Raw genomic sequence first — 24398 nt, forward strand, 5'->3', positions numbered from 1 at the left:
GATCATCCGATGATGGCTCTGCCGTTCGTCATCGTCTTCGCCGGTCTCGCCTTCGCCTGGTATGGCCGGCGTGGCTGGGCGCTGGGGAGCGGGCTCGCCGCGATCGCGCTCACGCTGATGCTGTTTCGCCTGCATGCGACGGACAGCCTCGCTCTGTCCTTCTGACCGGTGGCTGTGATGATCGATGCTGCGACCTCCCGCCTGCTCAACGCGCTCGCCCTGATCGCGATATCCGCGATCCTGCTTGCCGCCTTCTACACCCAGATCGTCGCGCGCGAATTGCCTTGCCCGCTCTGCATCCTGCAACGCGCCGGCTTCGTCGCCGTGGGGCTCGGCCTCGCGCTGAACCTGCTGATCGGCCCGCGCCCCGGCCATTACGGGCTGATGATCCTCGCCGCTCTCGCCGGCGGCGCCGTATCGCTGCGCCAGGTCGCGCTGCATATCGTGCCCGGCAGTGGCGCTTATGGCGATCCCGTGCTTGGCCTGCATCTCTACAGCTGGGCAGCGCTGATTTTCGGCGCGATCATTCTCGGTGCAGCCGCGATGCTGTTTTTCGAGCGGCAGTTCGAGCCGACTATCGGGGCGCGCGCGCGCAACCCGCTGATCCTCGCCGCGCTCACCGTCTTCGCTCTGGTGACACTCGGCAATGCCGCCTCGACCCTGCTCGAATGCGGCACCGGCCTCTGCCCGGACAACCCCGTCGCCTATGAGTGGCTTCCCGGCTGATTGCCCGCTCGGTTCGCAGGCCTGGCGCGCGCTGCACGCGGGTCCTCTCCCGTTTCCAGGCACAGACCGGAGAGATGGTGAACACTTTGAGGTATGAGCGGGGAGGGAGTGTATCGGGATCAGGCGCCGGCGTCATGGGCCGTGCCGCAGCCATCGACGGCGAAGAGATGCTTGTCGCCGCCGCTTGCCTGCTGCCCGTATTCACGGAGGGAGCCGGGACGGTTTACGGCCTGTATGAAGGGCATGATTTCAATCCCCATGGAGAGGGGAGGCCGAGCGCGTGTTTCATCGCGGTTTTGCAAAACGATGCTGATACAGGGTTTCGCACTTCGCCGACAAGAAGCGCGCGCCGTCACGCATCGCGACGGCGCGCAGGTTTCAAGGTGATCTCAGATCTCGATCGTTGCGGCTTCGCGGCCCTTCTGGCCTTCGACCACGCCCATACGGACCTGCTGGCCTTCGATCAGATCCGGCAGATTGGCGCGCATGAGTACGGAGCGGTGGATGAACACGTCCTTGCCCCCATCCTCGGCCATGATGAAGCCGAAGCCCTTGGTCGGATTATACCATTTCACCGTACCGGACAGTTCCGTCGCCGGGCCGGTGCTGCGCGGTCCGCCGAAGCCCTGCTGGCGCGGCGGGGGACGGCGCTGGCCGCCGAAGCCGCCACCGGGACCGCCGGCGCCACCGAAGCCCTGACGCTGCGGGCGTTCTTCCGCAGTGCTGGTATCGGCGCTGAGCACCTCCGTGACCTGCGGGCCCTTCTGGCCCTGCGCGGTCCGCACTTCCAGCTTGGTGCCGGGCAGAAATTCATCATAGCCCGCCGCCTGGACGGCGCGGATATGCAGGAAGGCATCGCCCGAGCCGTCGCCCAGCTCGACGAAACCGAAGCCCTTCTCCGGGTTGAACCACTTCACGACCGCGTCCATCTCGACGCCGCCGACCGGACGGGACATTGACGGCTGACTGCCGAAGGAACCACGTTCCGCGCGCGGCTCGAAATAGTCAGGCTGATCCTGACCAAAATCATTATCGAAGCCCTTACGGCTCGTCTCGCGGAAATCTCGACCTCGACCCATGTATTCTCTCGCTCTGGAGCTGCTTCAAAACGGGGTCGCGTTCACCGACACACCTGACGGACACAACCGTTTCCGGGATGCCCATGACAGTCTGAAAACCGACAACCTGATCTTATTGGACGAACTCCAAAGCGACGGCGATGTCATTCATCAACGCTTGTGACCGCTGACCCACAACCGGCATCATACCGGCTCGGTACCATTGCAGAAATTGCGTTGCCTTGTAAAGCGTTTGTTGATTTTGGGCCGCTCAAATGCGCGGTTATGGCGAGATGCGGCAATAAATTGTGACATTCTTCTGAAAAATCCGAAAAATCGCACCGGTTTGTCCGGCCAAATTTCTTGACTTTCAAACCCTCCTCACGATTTCACATGCCGATGACGGGAATGGGGCTCCCGCGAAAGCGCCGTCGCTCGGAGCGGGTCGACAAGTCGGTCCGGGCATGCGAACCAGAGCAAATTGTGGCGTGGATGGACGCCGGGGTATAGGGCGATGGATTCCAGCAGGCGGGTCGAGAATGGAAGGCTACAGGCAACGACCCATGCGCAACAGCATGACGATGCCATGACGCCTGACGGCTATCGCGCGTGGTTCGCGTCCCTGCGGCGTGCCCATGCCGTCGCTGCGCTCGCCGTGATCGGCGTCACGGCCATCCTCTATCCGTTTCTTGCGCCGGCCTCGGCCCTGTTCCAGCTCGCCATGGCCGGGGCGCTGCTCCTGCTCCTCGTGCTGCCGCATGCCGCGCTCGATCAATATGCGGCGCTGATCGTCTTGCAGCCGCGACTCGGCCGGCTCTGGCCGCTGGGTTTCATGGTGATCTACGGCGTTCTTGCCGTCAGTGTCGTTGCGGGCTGGATGATCGCGCCGCAGATCCTGCTTCCCGCCCTCATCCTGCTCGCCGCTCTGCATTACGGGCTCGGCGATGTCGAGGAGGGCTCCTTGTGGCGTTACCCGGAAATCGTCGCGCGCGGTCTCGCCCCCTTTTCGCTCGCGGTTCTCTTCAGCCTGCCGCAGGTCACGGCCTTCGCGGGCTGGCTCGTCCTCGACGTGCCGATGGCCACGCGGGTGATCTATGACTGGGCGCTGCCTGTGGCGCTGGCCTGGCAGGGGCTGTGGGCGCTGGTGATCCTGCGCTCACTCTGGCAGACATTGTCCGGGCATGGTGATGGCATGCGCGCGGTCGTGCGTGTCTGTGAGATGGCGGTCATTGTCCTCGCTTTCGCGATGCTTCCGCCTTTGATCGCCCTTGTGCTTTATGTCGGGCTCGTACACGCCCCGCGCCATCTGTTCGATTTCGCCGCGCGCAACCCGGCCATCGGCAATCCATCGCGCGCAATGATGCGCGTCCTGCGCGCGACGATTCTGCCGACCGCGATGACGATTGCGCTGCTTGCCCTGATGATTTTCTTCTTCATCGATCCGGCGATGCCCCACGCCTACAGTCTGCGCATCGCGATCTGGCTGGTGAGCGCCTTCGCGGTGCCGCACGCCGTCTTCACGTTCCTCGCCCTGCGTGGTTTCACCGGCCTGCGTGAGATGCGCGCCGAGGCAGGTTCTCAATCGAGGCGATAGAGCGCAACCGGCGCGACGCCCGCACGGATGATGCCGAGCTTGCGTGCCGCGCCTTCGGCGAGATCGATCACCCGCCCGCCCGTGAAGGGGCCGCGATCATTGATCCGGACCACGACCGCGTTGCCGCTCGCGGGATGCACCACGCGAACCCGCGTGCCGAAGGGCAGGGAGGGATGCGCCGCCGTCATGCCGGAGGGGTCGAAACGCTCGCCGTTGGCCGTGCGGCTGCCATGGCGATAGAAGGAGGCTCGGCCCTGCTGGAACGGAGCATCATCGCGCTCGGTGAGGCCGGCATATTGCATGAGCCTTGTCGACGCCTCGGGGCCGGGCCCGGTGATCGCCGAGCCTGCCTGTGCGATTTCTGCATCGCCCGCGAGGGCGACGCTGTCGCCGTCGGTCGGAACGCAGGCGCCAAGCACGATGCTCATCAGCGCGATGCCGGGTATGGTGGCCTTGCGCAGGATCAGACGGGAAAGGGCGCGAGGCGTGTGGGAGAGCGGCGGCATGACGGGCTCGTGATCTGTTGTGTTGATCCGACGGAGCCGCCTGCGATGCGGCGGAAATGGGGCAGGAACGCTCCGCACGCCTTCGCAACGCCGTGCCTGTTGCCGGGACGCCACAGGATACGGGATCTCACTCGTCCTGAATGCTCTCGAGATAGGCGATGATATCGCCGATCTGAATCGCGTTGAAGCGGAATTCCGGCATCTGCTGCACGCCGTCATGGCCGACCATGATGCCCTCGGCCAACGCCTCTTCCAGCGCCTTCACCGGGTAGCGCGCGCTGATCTCGTGAAAGGCGACGGCTTCGGGAACGGGGCTGGTGCCGGTCGCGTCGACCGCATGGCAACTCGCGCAGTTCTCCGTGAGCAGGGCTCGGCCCGTCTGCGGATCGGGCGCCCAGCCGCTCTTGGCTTCCGCGAGGGCCACGAAGGCGCCGCCGATGATGCCGACGGCGAAGAAGGCGCGGAAGAATTGTCCCATTTGCATCGTATCGTCTCGCCTTGTTGCGTCCCGCAGGTGCCGGTTCAGACCCCGCCGAGCCGCAGGGTCTGGGCCGTGCGGATGAGCGAGATCACGAATAGGAGGGAAAACAGCCCGCCGGCCAGCGCACCGGCGAGCCGGGGATTGCGCGTGAAGGGCGCGCGAAAGACGCTTTCGCGCCCGAAATAGGTGACCGCCAGGGCGAGCAGCAGAATCAGCGGCACCGAGAAGAGATAGGCGCCGGTGCTCATGGCGCGCGCGCTTTCCGGGGCGATGAAGGCCATGATGTCGTTCACCCAGGGCGCCTGCATGCCGGCATAGAGTGCGAGCGCCCAGGCGGCGCCGGTCACGATGCTCAATTGCGCCAGCAGCGCGCGCTGCATGCGCTCCGATGCTGGCAGGGGCAGGCTGGTGCTGGTCACGGCGGATACTCGCTGACGGTGGCTGGGGATCACCGTGCGCGAGCTTGGTTAAGCGGTGGTTAACGAAACCGAGACGGCGCCGGATTCCTCCAGCGCCGTCAACAACCTCGGCAACAAGCGCTTCCGCGCGGATCAGGCCGTGACCTGCGCGCGGTCCTGCATCAGCCCCACGAAGCGATCAAACAGGTAATGGCTGTCATGCGGACCGGGGGAGGCTTCCGGGTGGTGCTGCACGGAGAAGACCGGCTTGTCCTTCAGCGCGATGCCGGAATTCGAGCCGTCGAAGAGCGAGACATGCGTCTCCTGCACATTGGCGGGCAGGTCGTCGGCATCGACGGCGAAGCCGTGATTCATCGAGACGATCTCGACCTTGCCGGTGGTGTGATCCTTCACCGGATGGTTCGCGCCGTGATGGCCCTGGCCCATCTTCTTCGTCTTCAGGCCGAGCGCGAGGGCGAGCATCTGGTGGCCCAGACAAATTCCAAAAACCGGAACGTCCCTCTCCAGGAGCGCACGGATCACCGGCACCGCATATTCCCCCGTCGCCGCCGGATCGCCGGGGCCGTTCGAGAGAAAGATACCGTCGGGCTTGTGGGCCATGATCTCGTCGGCGCTCGCGGTGGCCGGCACGACGGTGACCCGGCAGCCGGCATTGGCCAGAAGCCGCAGGATGTTGCGCTTCACGCCATAATCGATGGCGACGACATGGGCTTTCGCCTCGCTGCGCCGGCCATAGCCGCGCCCGAGCTCCCAGGGCGTCTCGTCCCATTCATAGGCGTCCTTCGCCGTGACCAGCGGCACGAGATCCTGGCCCGTCATGTCCGGCAGCTGCGCCGCCTTCTGCCTGAGCGCCGCGACGTCGAAAGCGCCGGTCGGCGAATGCGCGATGACGGCGTTTTGCATGCCATGATCACGGATCAGCGCCGTGAGGGCGCGGGTGTCGATGCCGGAGATGCCGATCAGCCCGCGCGCCTTCAGCCAGGCGTCGAGATGGCTTGCCGCGCGCCAGTTCGAGGGCTGGGTGATCGCGGCGGCGAGCACCACGCCGCGCACCGGCGAGGGCGAGACCGCGTCGATCGCCTCCAGATCCTCGTCATTGGTGCCGACATTGCCGATATGCGGGAAGGTGAAGGTGATGATCTGGCCGGCATAGGAGGGGTCGGTCAGGATTTCCTGATAGCCCGTCATCGCCGTGTTGAAGCAGACCTCGCCGGCCGCCTCGCCCGTCGCACCGATGCCGAAGCCTTCGAGCACGGTGCCGTCGGCCAGCACGAGAAGAGCCGTGGCGGCGAGGTCCTGCCAGCCGGATTCGGTCGTGGGCGCGGTATCATCTTGCGACATGGCTCGTTTCTCGCTTATGTGCGGTACGATTATGCGGTACGACCGCGCGCCGATAAGGCGCTTGCGTCGATGGGTCACTTAAGGGTGCGGCGGGGCGGCGTCAACGCTGCGCGGCCAGGAAATGCGGAGAATTCAATGTTGCGCGAACGTTTCACCCAGGAACTCAAGGATGCGATGCGCGCCGGCGAAAAGCGCAAGCTCGCCACCATCCGCCTGATCCAGTCCGCCCTCAAGGACAAGGACATCGAGCTGCGCGGCGCCGGCAAGGGCGAGGCCAGCGACGAGGAGATCCTCGCCATGCTGCAGAAGATGATCAAGCAGCGCCAGGAATCGGCCACCATCTACGCCGAGAACAACCGCGACGAACTCGCCGCCCAGGAAAACGAGGAAGCCGCAATCATCACGAGCTTCCTCCCCAAACAACTCGACGAATCCGAAATGCGCGCCGCCATCGAAGCCGAAATCGCCGAGCAGGGCGCAAGCTCGATGAAGGATATGGGCAAGGTGATCGGGGGTTTGCGGGGGAAATACGCGGGCCGGATGGATTTCGGGAAGGCGAGCGGGGTGGTGAAGGAGATGTTGTCGGGGTGATGGGGGGGATTTTATCCGATCCATGTTGTCACCAAATTCTTGAAAGTCTTTGATGGTTTGGACATCACGGCGTCGCGGGGATTTGGGCTGTCCGATGTGTATTTGCGCCAAAATAGCAATTAAAAGCTCCCGATTCGACACTGGCAGGCCGACCTGCTTGCCGAACGAGGGTAGCTTTTTATAAATTAATCCATTGCTTTTGCGAGAATACGACCGAGGCCTCCGGTCGCGTCAAAGCATGATGCGGAAAATTCAGTTCATGGCTTGCCGAATTTTAGCCAAAACGAATTATATCTAATGGTCTTCGTCCATACTTTTGGCGAATGAGACCTGAAAATCCGCCAATATTCGTAAAGCCATAGCGCAGTGCTATATCGCGGACTGAATTGTTTCCACCACATTGCTTCAATGCTTCATAGGCTAACTCCAGTCTTCGTTCCTTGATCGCTTGAGTCGGCGTTATCCCGATTTCTTCGCGAAAAATTTTTTGCAAATATCGGCTCGATACTCCAACATAATTAGCAATATCTGCTGGAATTATAGTTCTGTCTGAAAACTCCTGAATGTAATCAATCGCCTTCGTGATATGTTTGCGTGCAGGCAGACTATGCTCATCCATTATATTAGGCTTGTTTTTATAGAAGAGGTGTTCAAGAATTTTAAACATTAAAATTCTTTCAATGTATTGTTTCGAGAAATCCGATTCTTTTGATGTATAAAACATATCACAAATATCCATTGAATAAAGAATTAGGTTTCTTATTTGTAGATGAAAATCGCTATTCTGTTCTATAATCTGAAAATTAGAGATCTGGTCAGCCATCTTAATTGATTCGAATTGCTGAAATTCTCTCCCAAATTCAATTAGCTTTTCCTTATCCATGTGAAGCATGAAGCTTAACCCAGAAGATGAGACAGAGTATTTCTCATCAATATTACAAATAATCAAGCTGCCTTTGTAAAGGTTGGTGTCTTTGTGATTATATGAAAATAAACCTTTTTCATTAAAAGAATACTTGCAAAGAAAACAATTTTCAATATTTTCTGCGAAAATCTGCACAGAATTTCTGACAGATATCCTCGTATTACCAATAAATGTAGCGTTCGCAGTGAAGAAAAAATCACTTTCTGAGCGAGGTTTTGTTATCTTGTAATTTGGGTACAATTCAGCCAAGCATGACAGTCCGCCATTCGCTTTCCTGATGTGAACTTTGTTATATTTGTGCAAAGGAAGATGCGTATGCATGTCTGTACTTGGGGGTGATAAGCGGTAGGGCCGATGCGAGTCTAGTCTGTATAATCATATATTCTTTGAAATTTGCAAGCATATTCATCTCGTCTTATATCAAAAATAAAACTCAAACTAAAACAACAATTTTTAATTTTATATTTTCCTCGGCGTATTTGCGCGATTCCAGCGGAAAATAGCGAAATTTCTGGATTATGTGGATTTTCCTCCGCAATAAGATATTGAGTTAATAAAGATCTGCCAAATGCTGGACGCTCTAATAGATTCTCCTTCATGGTCGGCGCGTGTGTATGAACGGAGTTGCGTTGGCTGAAATCAGGGAGCTTCATCCGGGTTCCTTCTTCCATCTGATGCAGGGATTGAAATTTGCTGGAATGACTCCACTTTAGGGGTGCTTATTAGCAAGTTAAGATGTTCAAGCCAAGGTACTTTAAACAAGAAATTGTCATTCGCATGGATTTCACTATAGCAGAGAAATCTTATCTATCTATTTAGGCGGGTTGCATTCGCGGGCGTTCTTCGTACATTTTTCCGATATTATACATTTATTTATGTAAAATTTTTATGATTCCGCTCTACCATTCTCCTGAAACTGGGAGATCAAGCATGTTAAGTAAACTACCAATCAGAGTAAAGCTTCCACTCATCATTGCCGGGTTCGCTTTGGTTCTGGGTATAGGCGTGGGTGCAAGCAGTTACTGGCGTGCCGCGAGTACAGTCGAGACATTGACCGAGCAGCGTCTCGGCGCGATCGCCCTCGAACGCGCTCACGAGCTCGCGGGTTATCTCGCGTCGATCGAACAGGATATGCGCGTGGTGGCTTCGAACCCGACAGTCAGCGAGGCTATCGGCGTGTTTGATGAAGCCTTCGGGGCGATCGGTGGAAATGTCACCGCGCTGCTCAAGGGCGCATATATTCACGATAACCCGCATCCGTCAGGCGAAAAGCATCTGCTCGATCAGGGCGACGTTTCTTTGGCCTATGATGCGGCGCATGCCCGTTATCATCCATGGTTTCGGGAACTTCTCACAGAGCGCGGATATTACGACATCTTCCTGTTCAACAATGCAGGCGACCTGATCTACTCGGTCTTCAAGGAAGAAGACTACGCCACCAATTTCAGCGCATCCGGCGGAGAATGGGCTGAATCGGATCTCGGTGAAGCCTTTCGAGCGGCCAGAGCGGCTGAGGCCGGCCAGTTGTCCTTCTTCGACTTTAGGCCCTATGGACCCAGCGCAGATGCGCCGGCGAGCTTCATTTCGACACCGGTCATGGATCAGGGTGAAATGGCGGGCGTTCTCGTCTTCCAGATGCCGATCGACGCGATAAATGCGATCATGACGCGCAGCAGCGGGCTCGGAGAGACCGGCGAAGCCGTCCTCGTGGGGCGTGACGGTCTGATGCGCAACGATTCCGGCTTCACGCCTGATGGCGACATCCTGTCGACCCGTCTGCGCTCCGAAGCCGTCGAAGCCGCCCTGGCTGGTGACACACGGGTCGCCATGGATTCGGGCTATCGCGATATCACAACGCTGCAGGCCGCCGTACCGTTGAATTTTCAAGGCGCCAACTGGGCCGTAACGGCCATCCAGGGGCATGATGAGATCATGGCCCCGCTCGCGCAGATGAAAACCATCATGCTTGTGATCGGAGGCGTCCTCGTGGCGATCGCCCTCGCTGGTGGCTACTTCGTTGCGCGCACCCTGACGCGCCCGATGGATCATCTCTCCGAATCGATGAAAGCCATTGCCTCGGGGCGCTTTGACGTTTCTCTCGCGGGCGCGGAACGTGGCGATGAGCTCGGAACCATGACACGGGCCGTAGCCGTGTTTCGCGAGAACGGGATCGCGCGCGAACGGCTGGAGCGCGAAGCCCAGCTGGAGCGTGACCGCGAGCGTCAACGCCAGGCGCAACTCGAGAAGCTGATCACTCATTTTCGCGAGGTCATTTCGCGCACGGTGGGCCAGGTCACGGATGGCACCCAGACCATGCGTGACACGGCGGGACTTCTCACCAATGTCGCGACGACGGCGGTTGAACAGGCCGACTCGGCCCGGATTGCATCGACGACGGCGTCATCAGAAGTACAATCCGTTGCCGCAGCCACGGAGGAACTTGCGGCTTCCATTCGTGAAATTGCCGAGCAGGCGCAACGTTCGGCGAATGTGGTCATGCGTGCGTCCGAGACCGCAGAGCGGACGAATAACGAGGTTGCCAGCCTTGCCGACGCTGCTGAACGGATCGGCACCGTCGTAGAGATGATCAACGCAATAGCCGAGCAGACCAATCTCCTGGCTCTCAACGCGACCATCGAAGCGGCCAGGGCTGGCGAGGCCGGAAAGGGTTTCGCCGTCGTCGCTGCAGAGGTGAAGACGCTCGCCGGCCAGACCGCAAGGGCAACAGCAGAAATCAGTGAGCAGGTTTCTGCCGTGCAGGCATCGACCCGGTCGAGCGTGACTGCGATCAGCGAGATCAACGATGCGGTTCGCGAGATCGAGAGCTTCATGCAGGCGATCGCCTCTGCGGTCGAAGAGCAGGATGTCGCAACCAAGGAGATTTCCCATTCGATCGCTGTCGCTTCCGATGGCAGCGCGACCGCGACCAGCAATGTCGATACCGTTGCCGGCGCGATCAAGGCGACTTCTAAGGAAGCCGGTCGTGTCATGGGGGTCTCCGACGAACTCTCACAGGTCGGGAGCGCGTTGTCCCTTGCCGTCGATGAATTCCTCGAAGGGGTATCCGCAGATGTCCGGGATCGCCGTGAGCAGATACGCCGAAGGGTCGATCAGGAGATCGTGCTCGTCGCCGCTGGCCGACGCATCCCTGTCACCCTGATCGACATCAGTGAGGTCGGGGCAAGGCTCTCCCATGTCGAGGGCCTGCACATCGGCGACCGCGTGCAAGTCGAACTGCATAACGGCAGCGTTGCTGCTGCGGAGGTCATCCGAACCGACGGTGCCTGCGCCATCCGATTCACCGACGAGAAGAGCATGGATCAAACGACCGGCATCGCTGCCTGAAGGAACATGCCACCCGGCATTCCGCTTGCGGGATGCCAGCCCTCGGGCTCCCGGGCGCCCGCACGGTCACTGTTTTCAGAAGTGAAAGGCCCGGACACGATCGGCGATCTCTTCGGCAAAATAGATCCCCGGCTTCCCAATCAGAGGCGCTCCTTCGGAGCGCCTCTTTTTTGTGTTCTTCACGATATTTACGTGTGTATTTCTTTTTAGGCAACCTTCGATGCGCTAGTTCCACGGCTTGCGGTCGCACCCGACATGCGATCCTCGCGCCGTCGTCGAAGCCGAGATCGCCTAGCAGGGCGCGAGCTCCATGAAGGATATGGGCAAGGTGATCGGGGCCTTGCGCAGGAAATATTTGGACAGGGCGCATGTGCCGGCGTGTCAGCTTCAGTCTGTGGTCCTCGGTGAACGCATCGCCTTAGTGTCCTCCTGAACTGCCTGAGAAAATGGAGGATTGCCGTAGCCAAGCGCCGCAAGCGCTACTAGGGGATCCAGAGTTCGCGGTCGTCGGGGCTCTATTTTTTTCTGGTAGCGCCCAGCGTCCGGCCCCCAATCAAAGTAGATGCCGTAGTCTTTTTTTCGAAGCTTCTCTGCTTCGTCTCGATCGATTGCAAGTTGGATAATTGACAAAAGTATCGGCTTCTTTTTGCCAACTACCTTTCCATATACCTCAAGCTTGTAGTCGCCTGCCGCAAAATCGAAGTTCTGGGTGTCTGAGGGTGCTAAGAAATGATGATTTGCGGCAATGCCTTCTTGGGGGACAAAGATTCCACTGCCTCTCGCAAGCTCTCTTTCTCCCAAAACCCAAATGTTGAAATTTTGCTGCGTTTCACCCCGTCGCAACCGAACAAAAAGATGCTCAAGAACGATACCTCTCTTTCCTGTCGAGTAGAGAAGAGTTCGTAAGTAAATTTTTGAAATTCGATCTTCTTTCCCGTTGGAATGACCTTCGTTTCCATCTGGGCCAAAGAAAATTACGTTTGGCTGCGTCATCATAAGATTTCCGCGTCTAACATGAGTGAGCCATAAAGTGGCTCCCGAAATCAGCAACGCAAATATTGAAATTGCGATTGATAAGTACTGTATCAAAGGATCCTCTCCATTGAATGAGGGCAATTTAGTATTTATTGGGTGTGATTTCACAATCTATGCGGGAGATATTTATACCATCTTTCATAGCTATTGTCCACGGTGTACAGTTTTGGCGGGGATGGGGTCGTCCGGCGCAATATAGTCCCCGATCGCTTCCAAATCATCCGCCGCCGGCTCGGCAAAGACCAATCTCCTCAACGCGCCCAACCATGCTTGTCCGCAATCCGCGCAAACACCCGATCGGCGTCCCTGACCCTGCCCTCACGCGCCGCGTCGATGCCGGCCTCAATGCGCTTCATCTGCCAGTTATTGGCTTCGAGATATTGTGCGATGGCCTGATCAATGATGTCGTCGCGGGAGCGGTCGGTGGCGCGGGCGAGGGCGTCGAGTTCGGCTATGCGCTCATCGCTGATGGTGATCGGTTCGGATGCGGCGCGCTGCGGCATGGTCGGCTCCGTTGGTTGCGGCGCAGATCATAGCATCCCGGCGAGCCCGATCAAACATCACCCCGTAAACGCCATATCCGTCTTCGTCAGCCGCGGCTTCCCGCTCTCATCCATGCTCACCCTGCGATAGAAGCAGGATCGGCGGCCGGTGTGGCAGCAATTGCCGTCGCCGGAGACGCGGACGCGCATTTCGATGGCGTCCTGGTCGCAATCGACGCGCATTTCCTCGACGCGCTGGATCTGGCCGCTGGTGGCGCCCTTGTGCCAGAGTTCGTTGCGCGAGCGGGACCAGTAATGCGCCTCGCCGGTCTCAAGGGTTTTGGCCAGCGCTTCTGCGTTCATATGGGCGACCATGAGGACACGCTTGGTATCGGCATCCACCGCCACCGCCGTGATCAGGCCGTCGGCGTTGAAGCGGGGGGCGAAGATTTCACCCTCTTCGCGTGTGGATTTGTCGAGGTCTTTCCCGAAACGCGTCTCGCTCATGCTGGCTTCCATCCCTTCCCGTACGAGCAAAGGCGCCCCGCCCGCAGGCGAAGCGCCTTCACAAAAGGGAAGTCGCGGCACAAGTCAACAGCCGCAAGGCAATCCTCATATGCGTCAGCGGTATTCCTTGCCCGCGCGCAGCTGCGTGAAGAAGCGGACCTGCTCCGCCGGCTCGTCCTTGAAGATGCCGGTGAAGCTCGTCGTCACCGTCGAGGAGCCCGCCTTCATCACGCCGCGCATCGACATGCACATGTGCTCCGCCTCGATCATCACGGCGATGCCGCGCGGTTTCAGCGAATCCTCGATCGCATCGGTGATCTGCGCCGTCATCGTCTCCTGCGTCTGGAGGCGCCGGGCATAGACATCGACGAGCCGGGCCAGCTTCGACAGGCCGACCACGCCTTGCGAGGGAAAGTAAGCGATATGCGCCTTGCCGTGGAAGGGCACCATGTGGTGCTCGCAATGCGAATGGAACGGGATGTCGCGCACCAGCACCATGTCGCCATAGCCCTCGACATCCTCGAACACCTTGGCGAGGACATCGCCCGCATCCTCCTCATAGCCTGCGAACAATTCGCGATAGGCCTTGGCGACGCGTTTGGGCGTCTCCAGCAGCCCCTCGCGCTCCGGATCATCCCCCGCCCAGCGGATCAGCGTGCGCACGGCCGCCTCCGCCTCTTCCCGGCTGGGTCTTTGCATTTCCCGCTTGTCGGCGTCGACCGAGGTCTCACGCGTGGACAAGGACTTAACCACAGCATCCATGTGGTGCCTCCCGCTTCTTGCTGCTTACAGCCATGCTTACGCGCGTCATCCGCAGCCGGACCAATCATCGCGACGGAAAGCCGCATCTCGCTTTCTCGAAGCGCAGCGCCTATCTTGACGACAGGGCAGGCATCCTGCTCGGATCGGCGGAGAATGACAAGGGCGGCCGGAATGCCGGCGGAGACGGATCTGCGATGCTGGACGATATTTATAACAAACGCATCCTCGAACTCGCGGCAGATATCCCGCGTCTCGGCAAGCTCGAGGCGCCGCATGCACGCGCCAGCGCCGTATCGAAGCTCTGCGGCTCCAAGGTCACCGTCGATCTCGCCATGGAGGACGGCCACGTCAGTGATTTCGCCCATGACGTGAAGGCCTGCGCGCTCGGCCAGGCCTCCTCCTCGCTGATGGCGCGCAACGTGATCGGATCCAGCGCACAGGAATTGCGCGACCTGCGCGCGACCATGCGGGCCATGCTCAAGGAAAACGGCCCGCCGCCGCAGGGCAAATGGGAAGAGCTCAAGGTCCTCGAACCCGTCCGCGATTTCAAGGCCCGCCACGCCTCGACGCTGCTCACCTTCGACGCCGTCGTCGATGCGATCGACCAGATCGACGCAGCACGGGCGGCGGGCGATACCGGTGCGAAGGCGGCAGCCGGCACGTCCTGACGGGGGCGTCCCGTAACCTCGGCCTTTCTTGCAAGCCACGATCCACCTTTCCGGCAGCTTTGCCGCGCGCCTTTGCGCGCGGAGGCGATTGTCCAATGACCTTGAGGAAAGCCAATTGTAATGACGCAAATCGTTCATTGCAGTTTTTGTGGTGCTATGTGCGAAGTCCGACATAACGGATTTCGGCGAATTCCCGGGCGACTCAGCCGAAAGCCTTTGTCAGAAAGGGATGCGGCCCGAAGAAGGCGCGTAGGGGTATTTGATGGCGTTTTTTTGAATATGCATCTTTTGCGTGCTCTCCTTGAAGTTGTAAAAAAATGGGTCAGCTTGGCCATTGAGCTGGTTCATTCCTGTTAAGTTTTGCGCTCTACCTCTCTCGGCAGGCAAGAAACACAATATGTCAACGGAGCAGAAACATGGCGATGACCCAGTTGGTTTATTACAGCAAGAACACGCTCGATGCGGATGATCGCAGCCAGCTCGTAAACCTGCGTGAAATCCTGGAAATTGCACGCCGCAAGAACGGCGAGAATGGCGTGACCGGATACCTGATCTTCGACAAGGCCTATTTTCTGCAGATTCTCGAAGGGGATAAGGATGCCGTCGAGGAGACCTATCGCCGGATTGCCGGCGACCGGCGCCATGCCGACGTCACCCTGGTTGAGCAGCGTCCGATTGCGCAGCGGAATTTTTCCGACTGGAACATGGGCTCGGCCATGCGCAGCGTCGATCACGAGGAAATCTATCTCGCGCACGGCATTTCGGGTTCGATCGATCCGACCAAAATGACCGGCAGCAAGATCCTTTCGCTCGCCACCGATCTGCGCGACCTCGAAGCCCGCCGCAACCGTAGCGCGGCATAATCGCCGCTCAGGGCTCCCCGCGCGAGCGTGCCATGAAGCTGTCGAAGGACAGTTCGGCCACCGGCCACCACAGCAGCGCGTCCGTGCGATAGGCCAGCATCGACCGATAGGCCCGTTCATACAGAGCGTCGCGGCGTGCGAGGGCGTCATGGACCCGCGTCGCCGCGGCGAGGCCAGCCTGCATGACCTCCTGCGGAAAATAGCGCAACTCGATCCCGGATATGACGAGGCGGCGCAATGCTGGGGCGGCGCGGTAATCGTAGCGGGCCAGCAGCCGCTGATGCGTCGCTTGCGCGGCCATGGTGATGATCGCGCGCCGGGCGGGCGCCATGGCCCGCCAGAGCTGCAGGTTGATCACCGCATGGAAATTCGCCGTGCCCTGCCAGAAGGCGGGGGCGTGATAGAAACGCGCCATGGTGTGGATGTCGAGCATCTCGTCATCCACCGGGCCGAAACCGCAAGCCGCCTCGATCTCGCCTTCCCGCAAGGCTTGTGCCGTATCCTCTGCGGGAATTGCTTGCGGCTCGGCGCCGAGTTCGCGCAAAACCTGTGCGCCGATCCCGTCGATTCGGATGCGCAGGCCGGCGAGATCGTCCGGCCCGGTTATTTCGCGCGGATAGAACCCACCCATCGGCGTGCCCGCGCCGCCGCAGGGCAGGGCGATGCAGCCGTGCCGGGCGAGCGCTTCGTCGATGCTCTCGCGCCCCCCGCCCTGTTCCCACCACGCCTGATGCTGGCGCGCATTGAGGCCGAAGGGAGCGCCGCCCGCAAAGGCGAGGGCGGGCTCGCGCTCATGGAGGGAATCGAGCGGCATGTAGGCCATGTCGATGCGCCCGGAGCCGACGGCGTCGAGCAGGACCTCCGGCGTCGGCGCGACGGTGATGGCTTCGATCGCGCGCGTGCTGCTCTCCAGCGCGTCTTCCTCCCCGTCTTCCTGCCCGTCTTCCTGCCCATCTTGCGGCACGTTTCCCGCTGCGTCTGCCTCCGAGCCCTCGGATGCGCTGGCGGGGAGCCGTATGCGCCCGTCCGTCAGCGTAATCGCGATGGCGCCTTCGCTGGCCTCGGCGATGTCGGCTGCGAAACGTTCGGCGGCCTCGTAGGGCGTGGTCAGGATGCGCGGCAGGCCATAGGCCATGCGCAGGTTCAGCGCCTCGTCTGCCCGCGCCGCGCGCGCGCCCGGCAATGTCGCCGATGCGGCGATCAGGCCACCGGCTGTGAGAAAACGTCGTCTTGCGAGATCGGTCATCCTATACTGTCCCCCCGACAGGCCGAATCCCACCGGCAATCACACCCAGATTAGGCGAGCATCATGAAGATTGCATCCCTCAAACAAGGCCGCGACGGACGCCTCGTCGTCGTCTCCGATGATCTGACCCGGGCGACCGAGGCGAGCGGCATCGCCGCGACCATGCAGGCGGCGCTGGATGACTGGGACGCCGTCGCGCCGCATCTGCAGGATCTGGCCGGGCAACTGGAACGTGGAGCCATCCCCAGTTTCCGCTTTCACGAGCACGATTGCGCCGCGCCGCTGCCGCGTGCCTATCAGTGGGCGGATGGCTCGGCTTATGTCAATCACGTCGATCTCGTACGCCGCGCGCGCGGCGCCGCGATGCCGGAGAGTTTCTGGAGCGATCCGCTGATGTATCAGGGCGGATCCGACGGGTTTCTGGGCCCGCGCGATCCGATCCGCCTCGCCGACGAGGCCTGGGGGATCGATTTCGAGGGCGAGATCGCGGTCGTCACCGGCGATGTGCCGATGGGGGCGGGGCGCGAGGAATGCGCTGCCGCGATCCGGCTTGTCATGCTCGCAAACGATGTCTCGCTGCGCAATCTGATCCCGGGCGAGATATCGAAGGGATTCGGCTTCTTCCACGCCAAGCCCGCGAGCGCCTTCTCGCCCGTGGCGGTGACGCCCGACAGTCTTGGCGATGCCTGGGATGGCGGGCGGCTCAACCTGCCGCTCGTGAGCATGCTCAACGGCCAGCTCTTCGGCAAGCCGGATGCCGGCACCGACATGACCTTCGATTTTCCCACCCTGATCGCCCATGCCGCAGGCACCCGCGCGCTCGGTGCCGGTACGATCATCGGTTCGGGAACGGTCTCCAACCGCGATGCCGATGGCGGGCCCGGCCTGCCCGTTGCGGAAGGCGGCCTCGGCTATTCCTGCATCGCCGAACAACGCACCGTCGAGACCCTGCGCCACGGCGAGCCCCGCACGCCCTTCATGCGCTTCGGCGACAGGGTGCGCATCGAAATGAAGGACGCCAAGGGCCATTCGGTTTTCGGTGCGATCGAGCAGGTTGTGGAGCGGGCGGGGTGAGGGGGCTTCTCTCTGTTAATGATTCTGGAAACTGTGGAGTTATCCAGATGATCTCAGCGCCCCCTGTTCCGGACACTCCTGTGGATTGCAGCGCGATTCACCTTTGCAAGGAAATCATTTTTAATTTTTAGCATTTTAAAATTGTAAAATGGTGTAGCCTCATTGGAAGGTCGCTGTATCGACGATTTTAGGAGGGTGTTTTGGGGTATAGAACTCGCCCGATATCATTTTGGATTCTGTGCTTTGCGCTGGCGCTGGTGCCGTTGCAGATGATTGCTGATCCATTGTTGGAGGGGGCGCTAGGTCTAGGTCTCAGGCTGCCTTTGATTTTTAAATATCCACTATTGGCTATCGCTGTAGTTATTGTGTTTGGGTCAGTTTTTCTGCCGATGATTCTGGTGCCTTTATCTTTTTTAGGTATGATTATTGAGGTATATTTGAAAAATGTTCGAAAGATATGGCTCTTGCCACCAGTAATAATGATTGGAGGTTATGCAGCTTTGTTTTTTGGAGAGTATTTTATTATTTATTCACTCAGGGCCCAAAATGATTCGAATAACATGAATGTCCAAATTCCATTCGATATTAATGAAAATGATTTGGTGTTATATTCAGACAGTTCTTGGTTTGTTTTAAATACGGATATCCCTATTACGTATCATATGGCTGGCGATGACGAGTTGTTCATGGAATCGCGTAGATTGATTGAGAGGAAAGATTGCAATCATATTAGGAATATAAATAAAAGAAGTCGCGATAAAGTGCGAATTGTTAATTTTAAAACCTACCTAGGAGGTGTTTATAGATATTATAAAAATTCGAATATTACTGATAGTAATTTTTGTGTACTTATTTATAAGGAAAAATCTCAACGCCCATTATTCGAAATTAAAGTTGAAACGGATGAGAGGACGCATTGGTGGCTGAATTATAATTATATGGAAATCGAAGTCATCGCACCGGATGGTGAGCGATATATTTTTTCCGGTGGTTCAGCTAGGCCGGTAAAATTGTTCCCAACTTGGCGCGTTTCTTGTAGAAAAAACCGAAAAACGTTTATTGGTTCTTGTGAAGTATTTTTTCATCGTTCTACTTCACGATCGCTGTCGACTGGAGTGAGGCCACACTCTTCAACTATGGCGCATGTCGCGCGTGCGATGGGCCTTGAGCTTGTTCGCCAGCAGGATAGGCGAGCACAAGATGTCAGTTCTATGTTGAAGCAGCTTACTGCGATTGAGCGTGAAGAAGTTAAAGTGCAATTTGCTGCGTTAATGGATATCATAGCGCATCCACAACAACCAGTCGCAGATATGGACTTCAGTTTTCTGGTAAATAACGGCGATTTCATTGGAAAGAATTTCGATATCATAATCACGGGCTTGGAAGATGTCTTGCCTGATGTCGGGCCCGATGAAGATGAAGCTTTTCGCCGGATGGCTCTATTTGTAGATATGATTCATTCCGCTCCGACCGATACCTTCGAAAAATATGGTGACAGAATTGTTGCGTTATATGATAAGGTAGATATACCAAATAGGTATCTCTGGGATCGTCGATTAATCACGAAACTTGGGTTTATTGGGCCAGAGGCATTGCCAGTGATCCTCGGCGCTTCACCCTTATCTGATAAAGAAAAATTTCTCGCACTTTGCCGTGTCGGCGCATCGGGGCGATCAATCAGCGAGCCTGTCTTATTGGAAATGTGGGAAGACATAATGTCTCGTACTGGGACGGGAACAAGAATCCAACCGATCACGATAGCGATGAAACGTATTGGGATACCGGTTCCGACCGTCCCGGAAGATCACGTCCACAAAAAGCGTATAGTCGAGGCGAAGGAGCGCTTCAGCGATATCACGCCACAATCGCCGACTGAGATGTGCGACATGAACTGGCACAGGCGACGAAGGTAGTATGCATTGCTCGCCCGCCCCATCGCACAACCTTGCAGCAGCAACCCCTTACGCTCAGGCTGAACCCCCGCGCCCGTCCCGCGTATCCTCCTCGTCCTCACCTTCTCCCTCGTCCCCCTCGTCATCGCCCCCCTCATCGTCATCCCCCTCGATCGGGAGCGGCATGAACAGGTCGCTGTCGTCGAGGGGGTCCTCGTCTTCGCGCAGGGATTCGGCGTCGGAGGGGGAGGGGATGCTCATGCCGGGCGGGATGCGGCCTTCGATGAAGCCGGCGCCCTTGAGTTCTTCGAGGCCGGGCAGGTCGTCGATCTGTTCCAGACCGAAATGATCGAGGAAATTCGGTGTCGTGCCATAGGTGACCGGGCGGCCTGGTGAGCGGCGGCGCCCGCGCAGGCGCACCCAGCCGGTCTCGATCAGGGTGTCGAGCGTGCCCTTCGAGGTTGAGACGCCACGAATCTCCTCGATCTCGGCGCGGGTGACGGGCTGGTGATAGGCGATGATGGCCAGCGTCTCCATCGCCGCGCGCGAGAGCTTGCGCGGCTCCTGCACCTCGCGCACCAGCACGTCGGAGAGATCATGCGCGGTGCGCAATGCCCAGCGCCCGGCGATACACACGCAATTCACGCCGCGCCCGGAATAGGCACGCACCATCTCCTCCATCACCTTCTCGACGGAGACACCCGCCGGCAGGCGCGCCGCGATCTCATCTTCCGCGAGCGGTTCGGCGGAGGCGAAGAGCAGGGCCTCGGCGATGCGCACCCCCTCGAGCAGATCGCGCGCCTGCGCGAGTTCCGCATGGAGGCGTTCGGCGATGGCGAGCATGTTGCCGTCCTTGCTCATGATCCGGTCGCCTCTCCTTTGGAGGGCGTGGGTGGCCCGATATCTGGCTTGCCGCTGCCGGGGCGCACCCAGAGCGAGCCGAAAGCCTCGTCCTGGCGCAGGTTGAGCCGTCCCTCACGTACCATTTCGAGCGTTGCCGAGAGTGCCGAAGCCAGTACCGTGGCGCGCTGGCCGGGGCTGGCGATGTAATCGGTCAGATAGCTGTCGAGAACGATCCAGTCCGACCCGACATCATGACCAAGCAGCCGCTCCAGCGCCTCGCGCGCTTCGGCCAGCGTCCAGACCGTGCGGCGTTTCATCGTGACCCGCGACGACATCTGCTTCTGGCGCTCGCGGGCATAGGCCGAGAGCAGATCGTAGAGTGTGGCGTCCCAGAGCGGCCTGTGGCGCACGCGGACCGGTTCCGGCGCGCCGCGCGTGTGGAAATCGCGGCCCAGACGCGGGCGCTCTTCCAGCATCTTCGCCGCCTTGCGGATCGTCTCGAGCCGCTGCAGCCGCAATTGCAGCGCGGTGGCGAGATCGTCGGCGGAGGGCTCCTCGCCCTTCGGCGGCTCTGGCAGGAGCAGCCGCGATTTCAGATAGGCGAGCCAGGCCGCCATGACGAGATAATCGGCGGCGAGTTCGAGGCGCAGCTTGCGCAATTCCTCGATGAAGACGAGATATTGTTCGGCGAGGGCGAGGATCGAGATCTTCGTCAGATCGACCTTCTGACGCCGGGCGAGTTCAAGCAGCAGATCGAGCGGGCCCTCGAAACCGTCGACATCGACGACGAGCGCATCCGTATCCGGCGCGGCCTCGCGCCGGGGACGTCCCTCCTCGAATGCGATGATCTCGGCCATGCCACCTCGTGCGAATCGCCCCCGCGCCTTGTCGCGCGGTGCAGAATCACCCGATCAGCCCGTCCCGGCAAGCAAAGCATCGCGCCGCGCGCGCGCATCCACAGGATCGAAATCCTCGACGGGGGCCTTGCGCAGCGTGAGCGCGGCATCCGCACGCCGCGCGGCCTCACCGGCGAGCGCCGGCGTCTCGCGCGCGACTTCCTGCATCTCGGTGAAATCCCCCGAACAATGCAGCGCGATATCGCAACCCGCCGCAAACAGCCCGCGCATGCGTTCGCGGAAATCGCCGGCGAGCGCGTGCATGCCGACATCATCGCTCATCAGCAGCCCGTCGAAGCCGATCTCGCCCCGGATTATCTCGCTGATGATCACCTGCGAGAGCGTGGCGCAGTTCTCCGGGTCGAGCGCGGTATAAACGACATGCGCCGTCATCGCCATCGGCAGATGCGAAAGCGCCTTGAAGGGTGCGAAATCGGTTGCCGCAAGCGTCTCCCGGTCGGTCTCGACGACCGGCAGAGCGCGGTGGCTGTCAACGCCGGCGCGGCCATGGCCGGGTATGTGCTTGATCACGGGCAGGACGCCACCCGCCATCAGCCCCCGCGCCGCCGCACCGCCGAGCGCACCGACGATCTGCGGTTCATGCCCGTAGGCGCGGTCGCCGATCACGTCATGGGCGCCGGGGACGGGAATGTCGAGGCAGGGCAGGCAATCGACGTCGATGCCGAGATCGCGCAATTCATGCGCGATCAGCCGTGCCCCGAGCGCCACGGCGGCAATCTGCTGCGCGGGATCCTTGATGGCCTCGCCATAGCTGGCAGCGGGCGGATGGTCGAGCCAGTGCGGCGGACGCAGCCGGCGCACGCGCCCGCCTTCCTGATCGATCAGGACCGGCGCATCATGGCCGGCAGCCTCGCGCATCGCAGCGCAGAGCGCGCGGACCTGATCGGGATCGATGATATTGCGCGCAAACAGGATAAAGCCGAAAGGGCGCGTCTCGCGGAAGAAGGCGACCTCGTCCGGCGTGAGTTCGGGGCCCGAACATCCGTAGATCACAGCGGACAGGGTCATGCAGAGTTTCCGTGGAGGGTCTCGGGGGAGGCGGCCCGGCTGGTCACCGGGCCGCCTGATCATCAGTTGCGGGCGACAAAGCAATCCCCGCCGGCATCCTTGATCCGGTCGCAGACGCTGTTGGCCGAAGAGAGGTCATAGGGGCCGACGCGCACGCGATAGATGGTGTTACCGTTGACCTCCGCCCGCCGCACGATCGGATCCGCACCACCGATAATGCCGGAATAACGGCTCTGATACTGGCTGAAGGCCGCCCGGGCGCGATCCTCGGAATTGCTGATGCCGAGCTGGACGACATAATCGCCCGTAGCCGCCGGCTGCGCCGGTGCGACGCTCGCCGTCTGCTGCGGCGATTGTGCGGGCGCGCTCTGCTCCTGCTCCTGCTCCTGCTCCTGCTCCTGCTCCTGCGCCTGCGGGGCTATCTGCATGGCGCCCGTCAGTGCCATCGGACCGCGCGGCGCCGGGGCGGGTTCGGGAGTTGTATCGGCGATATCGGGCTGTGCTGCTTGCCCCTGTGCTGCGGCGGGTGCCTCATCTTGCACGAGGAGCGGCGCGAGCGCATCGTCGGCGGCCTCGCGCTCCGGCTGCTGATCTGCCGCCGCCACGGCATCGTCTCCCGTCGAGACATCCTCTGCCGTATCCTCGGCAGGATCGGTCTCCCAGGGCATCCGCTCGGTCGCCGGGGCGGGGACGCTCGCATCGGCCATTGCCGAGAACGCGCTCGGTGTATCGAGCGCGGCCGTTTCACGCGGCGCGTCGTCGCCGTTGCGGATGATGGTGCCGTCGGGGCGCACCGTGACCGTGCGCACGCGGCGCGGCTCGCCGAGCTCGGCGACGGCGGCGGAGATTTCTGGCGGCGCCTCGAAGTCCGGTTGCGATTCCATCGTGCCTGCGAGCACTTCCGCGATCGGATCGGCAGAGCCGTCACGCCCCTGAATTGCGGCCGGCGGCGGCAGGACGACGCGCGGACTGGAGCGCGCGATCTCGCCGATATCGACGGGCTGTTCCTCGCGATCAACGACGCGGGTTTCATCCTCGGTGGAGCGCTCGAAAATCTGGCGGTCCTGATCCGGGATCTCGACACCGCCCGGATTGTCGGGCTCCACGCGCATCGGCTCGCTTTCGGCCGTGATCAGGGGTGGTGCGCCGTCACCAGTAGGGCCGGAACTGCGCACGAAATACAAAGCGCTCGCCACGCCGATCACCGCGACGCCGAGAACGACGCCGATCGTCATCATCGCCTTGCCACCGCCGCGCCGCTCACGGCGCAATCGCGGGGCATTGTCGAGATCGTCGAGGGCATCGCCGTAATCATCGTAATCGCCGTAGCCCTGATGACCGCCATCATATGTCTGCCCGGCCGGATGCGGGGTGGCATAGACCGGTGGCGCGCTCAGATCGGGGCGACGAGGATCGGCGTAGAGATCGTCTTCGCGCCATTCCGGCTGTTGCCAGTCTTGAGATGGTTGCCAGTCGCGAGGGTGCTGCGGCGCGTAGGCAGAGCCAGGCGCGGGAATCGGCGCGGACATTTGCGGCCAGCCGTCATCGCGGGCGTCATTGCGATACTCGTTCGGGCCCCGTGGCGACACCGGCCCGACGGCAGGCGCAGGCGGCTGTTCGCCGGCCCGGAGCTCCTGCTGCGCATCCTGGGGCAGCCAGTCGTCAAAACCCTGCTGGGCTTGATAACCCGGCGGGGCTTGATAACCCACCGGGGCTTGTGCTTGCACCGCTGGATGTGCAGGCGGGGGTTCCGGCTGGTCACGTGTTTCGTCGGCGCCATCGCCGAAGACGGCATCGTGATCCGGATCGTTGGGGCGTGGCTCGGTACCGGCCTGTTCGCCGCTGAGAATGCTGCGGAACGGGTCGTCCTGCCCGACGATCCGGGCAAGCTCCGCCAGCGGATCGGGTTTGCCCGATGGCGTGCCCCCTGGATCCTGGCCGCCACTGTCACCGGACCCCGCGCCGGCTCCGTTTCCGCTGCCGCCACCACGTTGTGGTGCGCTTTGTTGCAATTGCCGCTCGATCTCGTCGAGGTCGATCGCCAGACGTCTCTTCGCCGTATCGCTCATGTTCGGCCGGGCCCCTCGTCCCTCGCAGGCGGCGTGCCGCCTTCAC

Annotated in this window: 26 protein-coding genes; 9 read left to right on the forward strand and 17 right to left on the reverse strand. The window is 60.4% G+C overall.

Translation table 11 applies throughout. The features are described 5' to 3' along the window. The first annotated feature begins 9 nt into the window (after positions 1-9). Together GA0071312_RS19950 and GA0071312_RS09525 are read left to right on the forward strand one after the other, a co-directional pair. The gene (locus tag GA0071312_RS19950; RefSeq protein WP_165603999.1) at positions 10-165 is read left to right on the forward strand and encodes a DUF5993 family protein; all 156 of its coding nucleotides are present in this window, start codon (positions 10-12) and stop codon (positions 163-165) included. A 12-nt stretch (positions 166-177) separates the two neighbouring features. Continuing rightward, a complete protein-coding gene (locus tag GA0071312_RS09525; protein ID WP_074444775.1) occupies positions 178-726 on the forward strand; it encodes a disulfide bond formation protein B in 549 nt (182 codons plus the stop codon). A gap of 119 nt (positions 727-845) precedes the next feature. Here GA0071312_RS09525 and GA0071312_RS20480 read toward each other — a convergent pair whose 3' ends face one another. Together GA0071312_RS20480 and GA0071312_RS09530 are read right to left on the reverse strand one after the other, a co-directional pair. Next, positions 846-971: a hypothetical protein gene (locus GA0071312_RS20480; RefSeq protein WP_275262028.1), complete on the reverse strand. Its 126-nt coding sequence runs from the start codon at positions 969-971 to the stop codon at positions 846-848. A 144-nt stretch (positions 972-1115) separates the two neighbouring features. Beyond that, on the reverse strand, positions 1116-1805 hold the full coding sequence (locus GA0071312_RS09530; protein ID WP_074444776.1) for a cold-shock protein: 690 nt from the start codon (positions 1803-1805) through the stop codon (positions 1116-1118). Between the two features lie 493 nt (positions 1806-2298). Between GA0071312_RS09530 and GA0071312_RS09535 the strand changes: the two genes are divergently transcribed. Continuing rightward, a complete protein-coding gene (locus GA0071312_RS09535; RefSeq protein WP_074444777.1) occupies positions 2299-3378 on the forward strand; it encodes a Brp/Blh family beta-carotene 15,15'-dioxygenase in 1080 nt (359 codons plus the stop codon). Here the strand turns inward: GA0071312_RS09535 and GA0071312_RS20320 are convergent. The 4 genes from GA0071312_RS20320 to carA all read right to left on the reverse strand — a co-directional run bounded on the left by GA0071312_RS20320 (position 3363) and on the right by carA (position 6125). Further along, the gene (locus GA0071312_RS20320) at positions 3363-3680 is read right to left on the reverse strand and encodes a septal ring lytic transglycosylase RlpA family protein (protein WP_074446053.1); all 318 of its coding nucleotides are present in this window, start codon (positions 3678-3680) and stop codon (positions 3363-3365) included. The genes GA0071312_RS09535 and GA0071312_RS20320 overlap by 16 nt on opposite strands. Before the next feature lie 331 nt (positions 3681-4011). Then, positions 4012-4368, reverse strand: a complete 357-nt coding sequence (locus tag GA0071312_RS09545) for a c-type cytochrome (protein WP_108721853.1) — start codon at positions 4366-4368, stop codon at positions 4012-4014. 38 nt (positions 4369-4406) lie between these two features. Then, complete coding sequence (locus tag GA0071312_RS09550) at positions 4407-4784, reverse strand: hypothetical protein (RefSeq protein WP_074444778.1); 378 nt, start codon at positions 4782-4784, stop codon at positions 4407-4409. 132 nt (positions 4785-4916) lie between these two features. Beyond that, positions 4917-6125: a glutamine-hydrolyzing carbamoyl-phosphate synthase small subunit gene (carA, locus tag GA0071312_RS09555; protein WP_074444779.1), complete on the reverse strand. Its 1209-nt coding sequence runs from the start codon at positions 6123-6125 to the stop codon at positions 4917-4919. A 135-nt stretch (positions 6126-6260) separates the two neighbouring features. On the opposite strand from carA, the gene GA0071312_RS09560 reads away from it, so the two are divergent. Beyond that, the gene (locus GA0071312_RS09560; protein ID WP_074444780.1) at positions 6261-6716 is read left to right on the forward strand and encodes a GatB/YqeY domain-containing protein; all 456 of its coding nucleotides are present in this window, start codon (positions 6261-6263) and stop codon (positions 6714-6716) included. 274 nt (positions 6717-6990) lie between these two features. Here GA0071312_RS09560 and GA0071312_RS19160 read toward each other — a convergent pair whose 3' ends face one another. Both GA0071312_RS19160 and GA0071312_RS19655 read right to left on the reverse strand, forming a co-directional pair. Continuing rightward, positions 6991-7890 (reverse strand): helix-turn-helix domain-containing protein, encoded by a 900-nt coding sequence (locus tag GA0071312_RS19160; protein ID WP_165604001.1) that lies wholly within the window; start codon positions 7888-7890, stop codon positions 6991-6993. A gap of 113 nt (positions 7891-8003) precedes the next feature. Next, positions 8004-8294, reverse strand: coding sequence for a hypothetical protein (locus GA0071312_RS19655; RefSeq protein WP_131817763.1), 291 nt, complete (start codon positions 8292-8294; stop codon positions 8004-8006). Between the two features lie 352 nt (positions 8295-8646). Here GA0071312_RS19655 and GA0071312_RS09570 point away from each other — a divergent pair, with 352 nt between their 5' ends. Next, positions 8647-10986 carry a methyl-accepting chemotaxis protein gene (locus tag GA0071312_RS09570; protein ID WP_165604002.1) on the forward strand — a complete coding sequence of 780 codons (2340 nt, stop codon included), beginning with the start codon at positions 8647-8649 and terminating at the stop codon, positions 10984-10986. Positions 10987-11373: 387 nt separating this feature from the next. Here the strand turns inward: GA0071312_RS09570 and GA0071312_RS19660 are convergent, their stop codons facing one another. The 4 genes from GA0071312_RS19660 to folE form a co-directional block, all read right to left on the reverse strand. Further along, positions 11374-11979, reverse strand: a complete 606-nt coding sequence (locus tag GA0071312_RS19660; RefSeq protein WP_131817764.1) for a hypothetical protein — start codon at positions 11977-11979, stop codon at positions 11374-11376. Positions 11980-12272: 293 nt separating this feature from the next. Beyond that, the gene (locus GA0071312_RS09580; RefSeq protein ID WP_074444784.1) at positions 12273-12524 is read right to left on the reverse strand and encodes a CopG family ribbon-helix-helix protein; all 252 of its coding nucleotides are present in this window, start codon (positions 12522-12524) and stop codon (positions 12273-12275) included. Positions 12525-12581: 57 nt separating this feature from the next. Next, positions 12582-13010 (reverse strand): phosphoribosyl-AMP cyclohydrolase, encoded by a 429-nt coding sequence (gene hisI / locus GA0071312_RS09585; RefSeq protein ID WP_074446055.1) that lies wholly within the window; start codon positions 13008-13010, stop codon positions 12582-12584. Positions 13011-13124: 114 nt separating this feature from the next. Next, positions 13125-13772, reverse strand: coding sequence for a GTP cyclohydrolase I FolE (folE, locus tag GA0071312_RS09590; protein ID WP_074444785.1), 648 nt, complete (start codon positions 13770-13772; stop codon positions 13125-13127). Between the two features lie 194 nt (positions 13773-13966). Here folE and GA0071312_RS09595 point away from each other — a divergent pair, with 194 nt between their 5' ends. Further along, entirely contained in the window at positions 13967-14440 is a 474-nt protein-coding gene (locus tag GA0071312_RS09595; protein ID WP_074446056.1) for an iron-sulfur cluster assembly scaffold protein, read from the forward strand. Positions 14441-14856: 416 nt separating this feature from the next. Continuing rightward, positions 14857-15303 carry a BLUF domain-containing protein gene (locus GA0071312_RS09600; RefSeq protein ID WP_074444786.1) on the forward strand — a complete coding sequence of 149 codons (447 nt, stop codon included), beginning with the start codon at positions 14857-14859 and terminating at the stop codon, positions 15301-15303. A 7-nt stretch (positions 15304-15310) separates the two neighbouring features. Here GA0071312_RS09600 and GA0071312_RS09605 read toward each other — a convergent pair whose 3' ends face one another. After that, positions 15311-16549, reverse strand: coding sequence for a TRAP transporter substrate-binding protein (locus tag GA0071312_RS09605; RefSeq protein ID WP_074444787.1), 1239 nt, complete (start codon positions 16547-16549; stop codon positions 15311-15313). A gap of 63 nt (positions 16550-16612) precedes the next feature. On the opposite strand from GA0071312_RS09605, the gene GA0071312_RS09610 reads away from it, so the two are divergent. Together GA0071312_RS09610 and GA0071312_RS19665 are read left to right on the forward strand one after the other, a co-directional pair. Continuing rightward, positions 16613-17623: a fumarylacetoacetate hydrolase family protein gene (locus tag GA0071312_RS09610; RefSeq protein ID WP_074444788.1), complete on the forward strand. Its 1011-nt coding sequence runs from the start codon at positions 16613-16615 to the stop codon at positions 17621-17623. Positions 17624-17823: 200 nt separating this feature from the next. Then, positions 17824-19536, forward strand: a complete 1713-nt coding sequence (locus GA0071312_RS19665; protein ID WP_131817765.1) for a hypothetical protein — start codon at positions 17824-17826, stop codon at positions 19534-19536. 54 nt (positions 19537-19590) lie between these two features. Here the strand turns inward: GA0071312_RS19665 and scpB are convergent, their stop codons facing one another. The 4 genes from scpB to GA0071312_RS09635 all read right to left on the reverse strand — a co-directional run bounded on the left by scpB (position 19591) and on the right by GA0071312_RS09635 (position 24352). Continuing rightward, a complete protein-coding gene (scpB, locus tag GA0071312_RS09620) occupies positions 19591-20376 on the reverse strand; it encodes an SMC-Scp complex subunit ScpB (RefSeq protein WP_083204475.1) in 786 nt (261 codons plus the stop codon). After that, positions 20373-21215 (reverse strand): segregation and condensation protein A, encoded by an 843-nt coding sequence (locus GA0071312_RS09625; protein WP_074444791.1) that lies wholly within the window; start codon positions 21213-21215, stop codon positions 20373-20375. Before GA0071312_RS09625 ends, scpB begins: the two co-directional genes overlap by 4 nt. Before the next feature lie 54 nt (positions 21216-21269). Beyond that, positions 21270-22283, reverse strand: a complete 1014-nt coding sequence (gene nagZ, locus GA0071312_RS09630) for a beta-N-acetylhexosaminidase (RefSeq protein ID WP_074444792.1) — start codon at positions 22281-22283, stop codon at positions 21270-21272. Between the two features lie 62 nt (positions 22284-22345). Next, positions 22346-24352 (reverse strand): SPOR domain-containing protein, encoded by a 2007-nt coding sequence (locus GA0071312_RS09635; RefSeq protein ID WP_074444793.1) that lies wholly within the window; start codon positions 24350-24352, stop codon positions 22346-22348. Between the last annotated feature and the right edge of the window lie 46 nt (positions 24353-24398).

Origin of the sequence: Saliniramus fredricksonii (assembly GCF_900094735.1) — a bacterium.
Taxonomy (GTDB): Bacteria; Pseudomonadota; Alphaproteobacteria; order Rhizobiales; family Beijerinckiaceae; genus Saliniramus; species Saliniramus fredricksonii.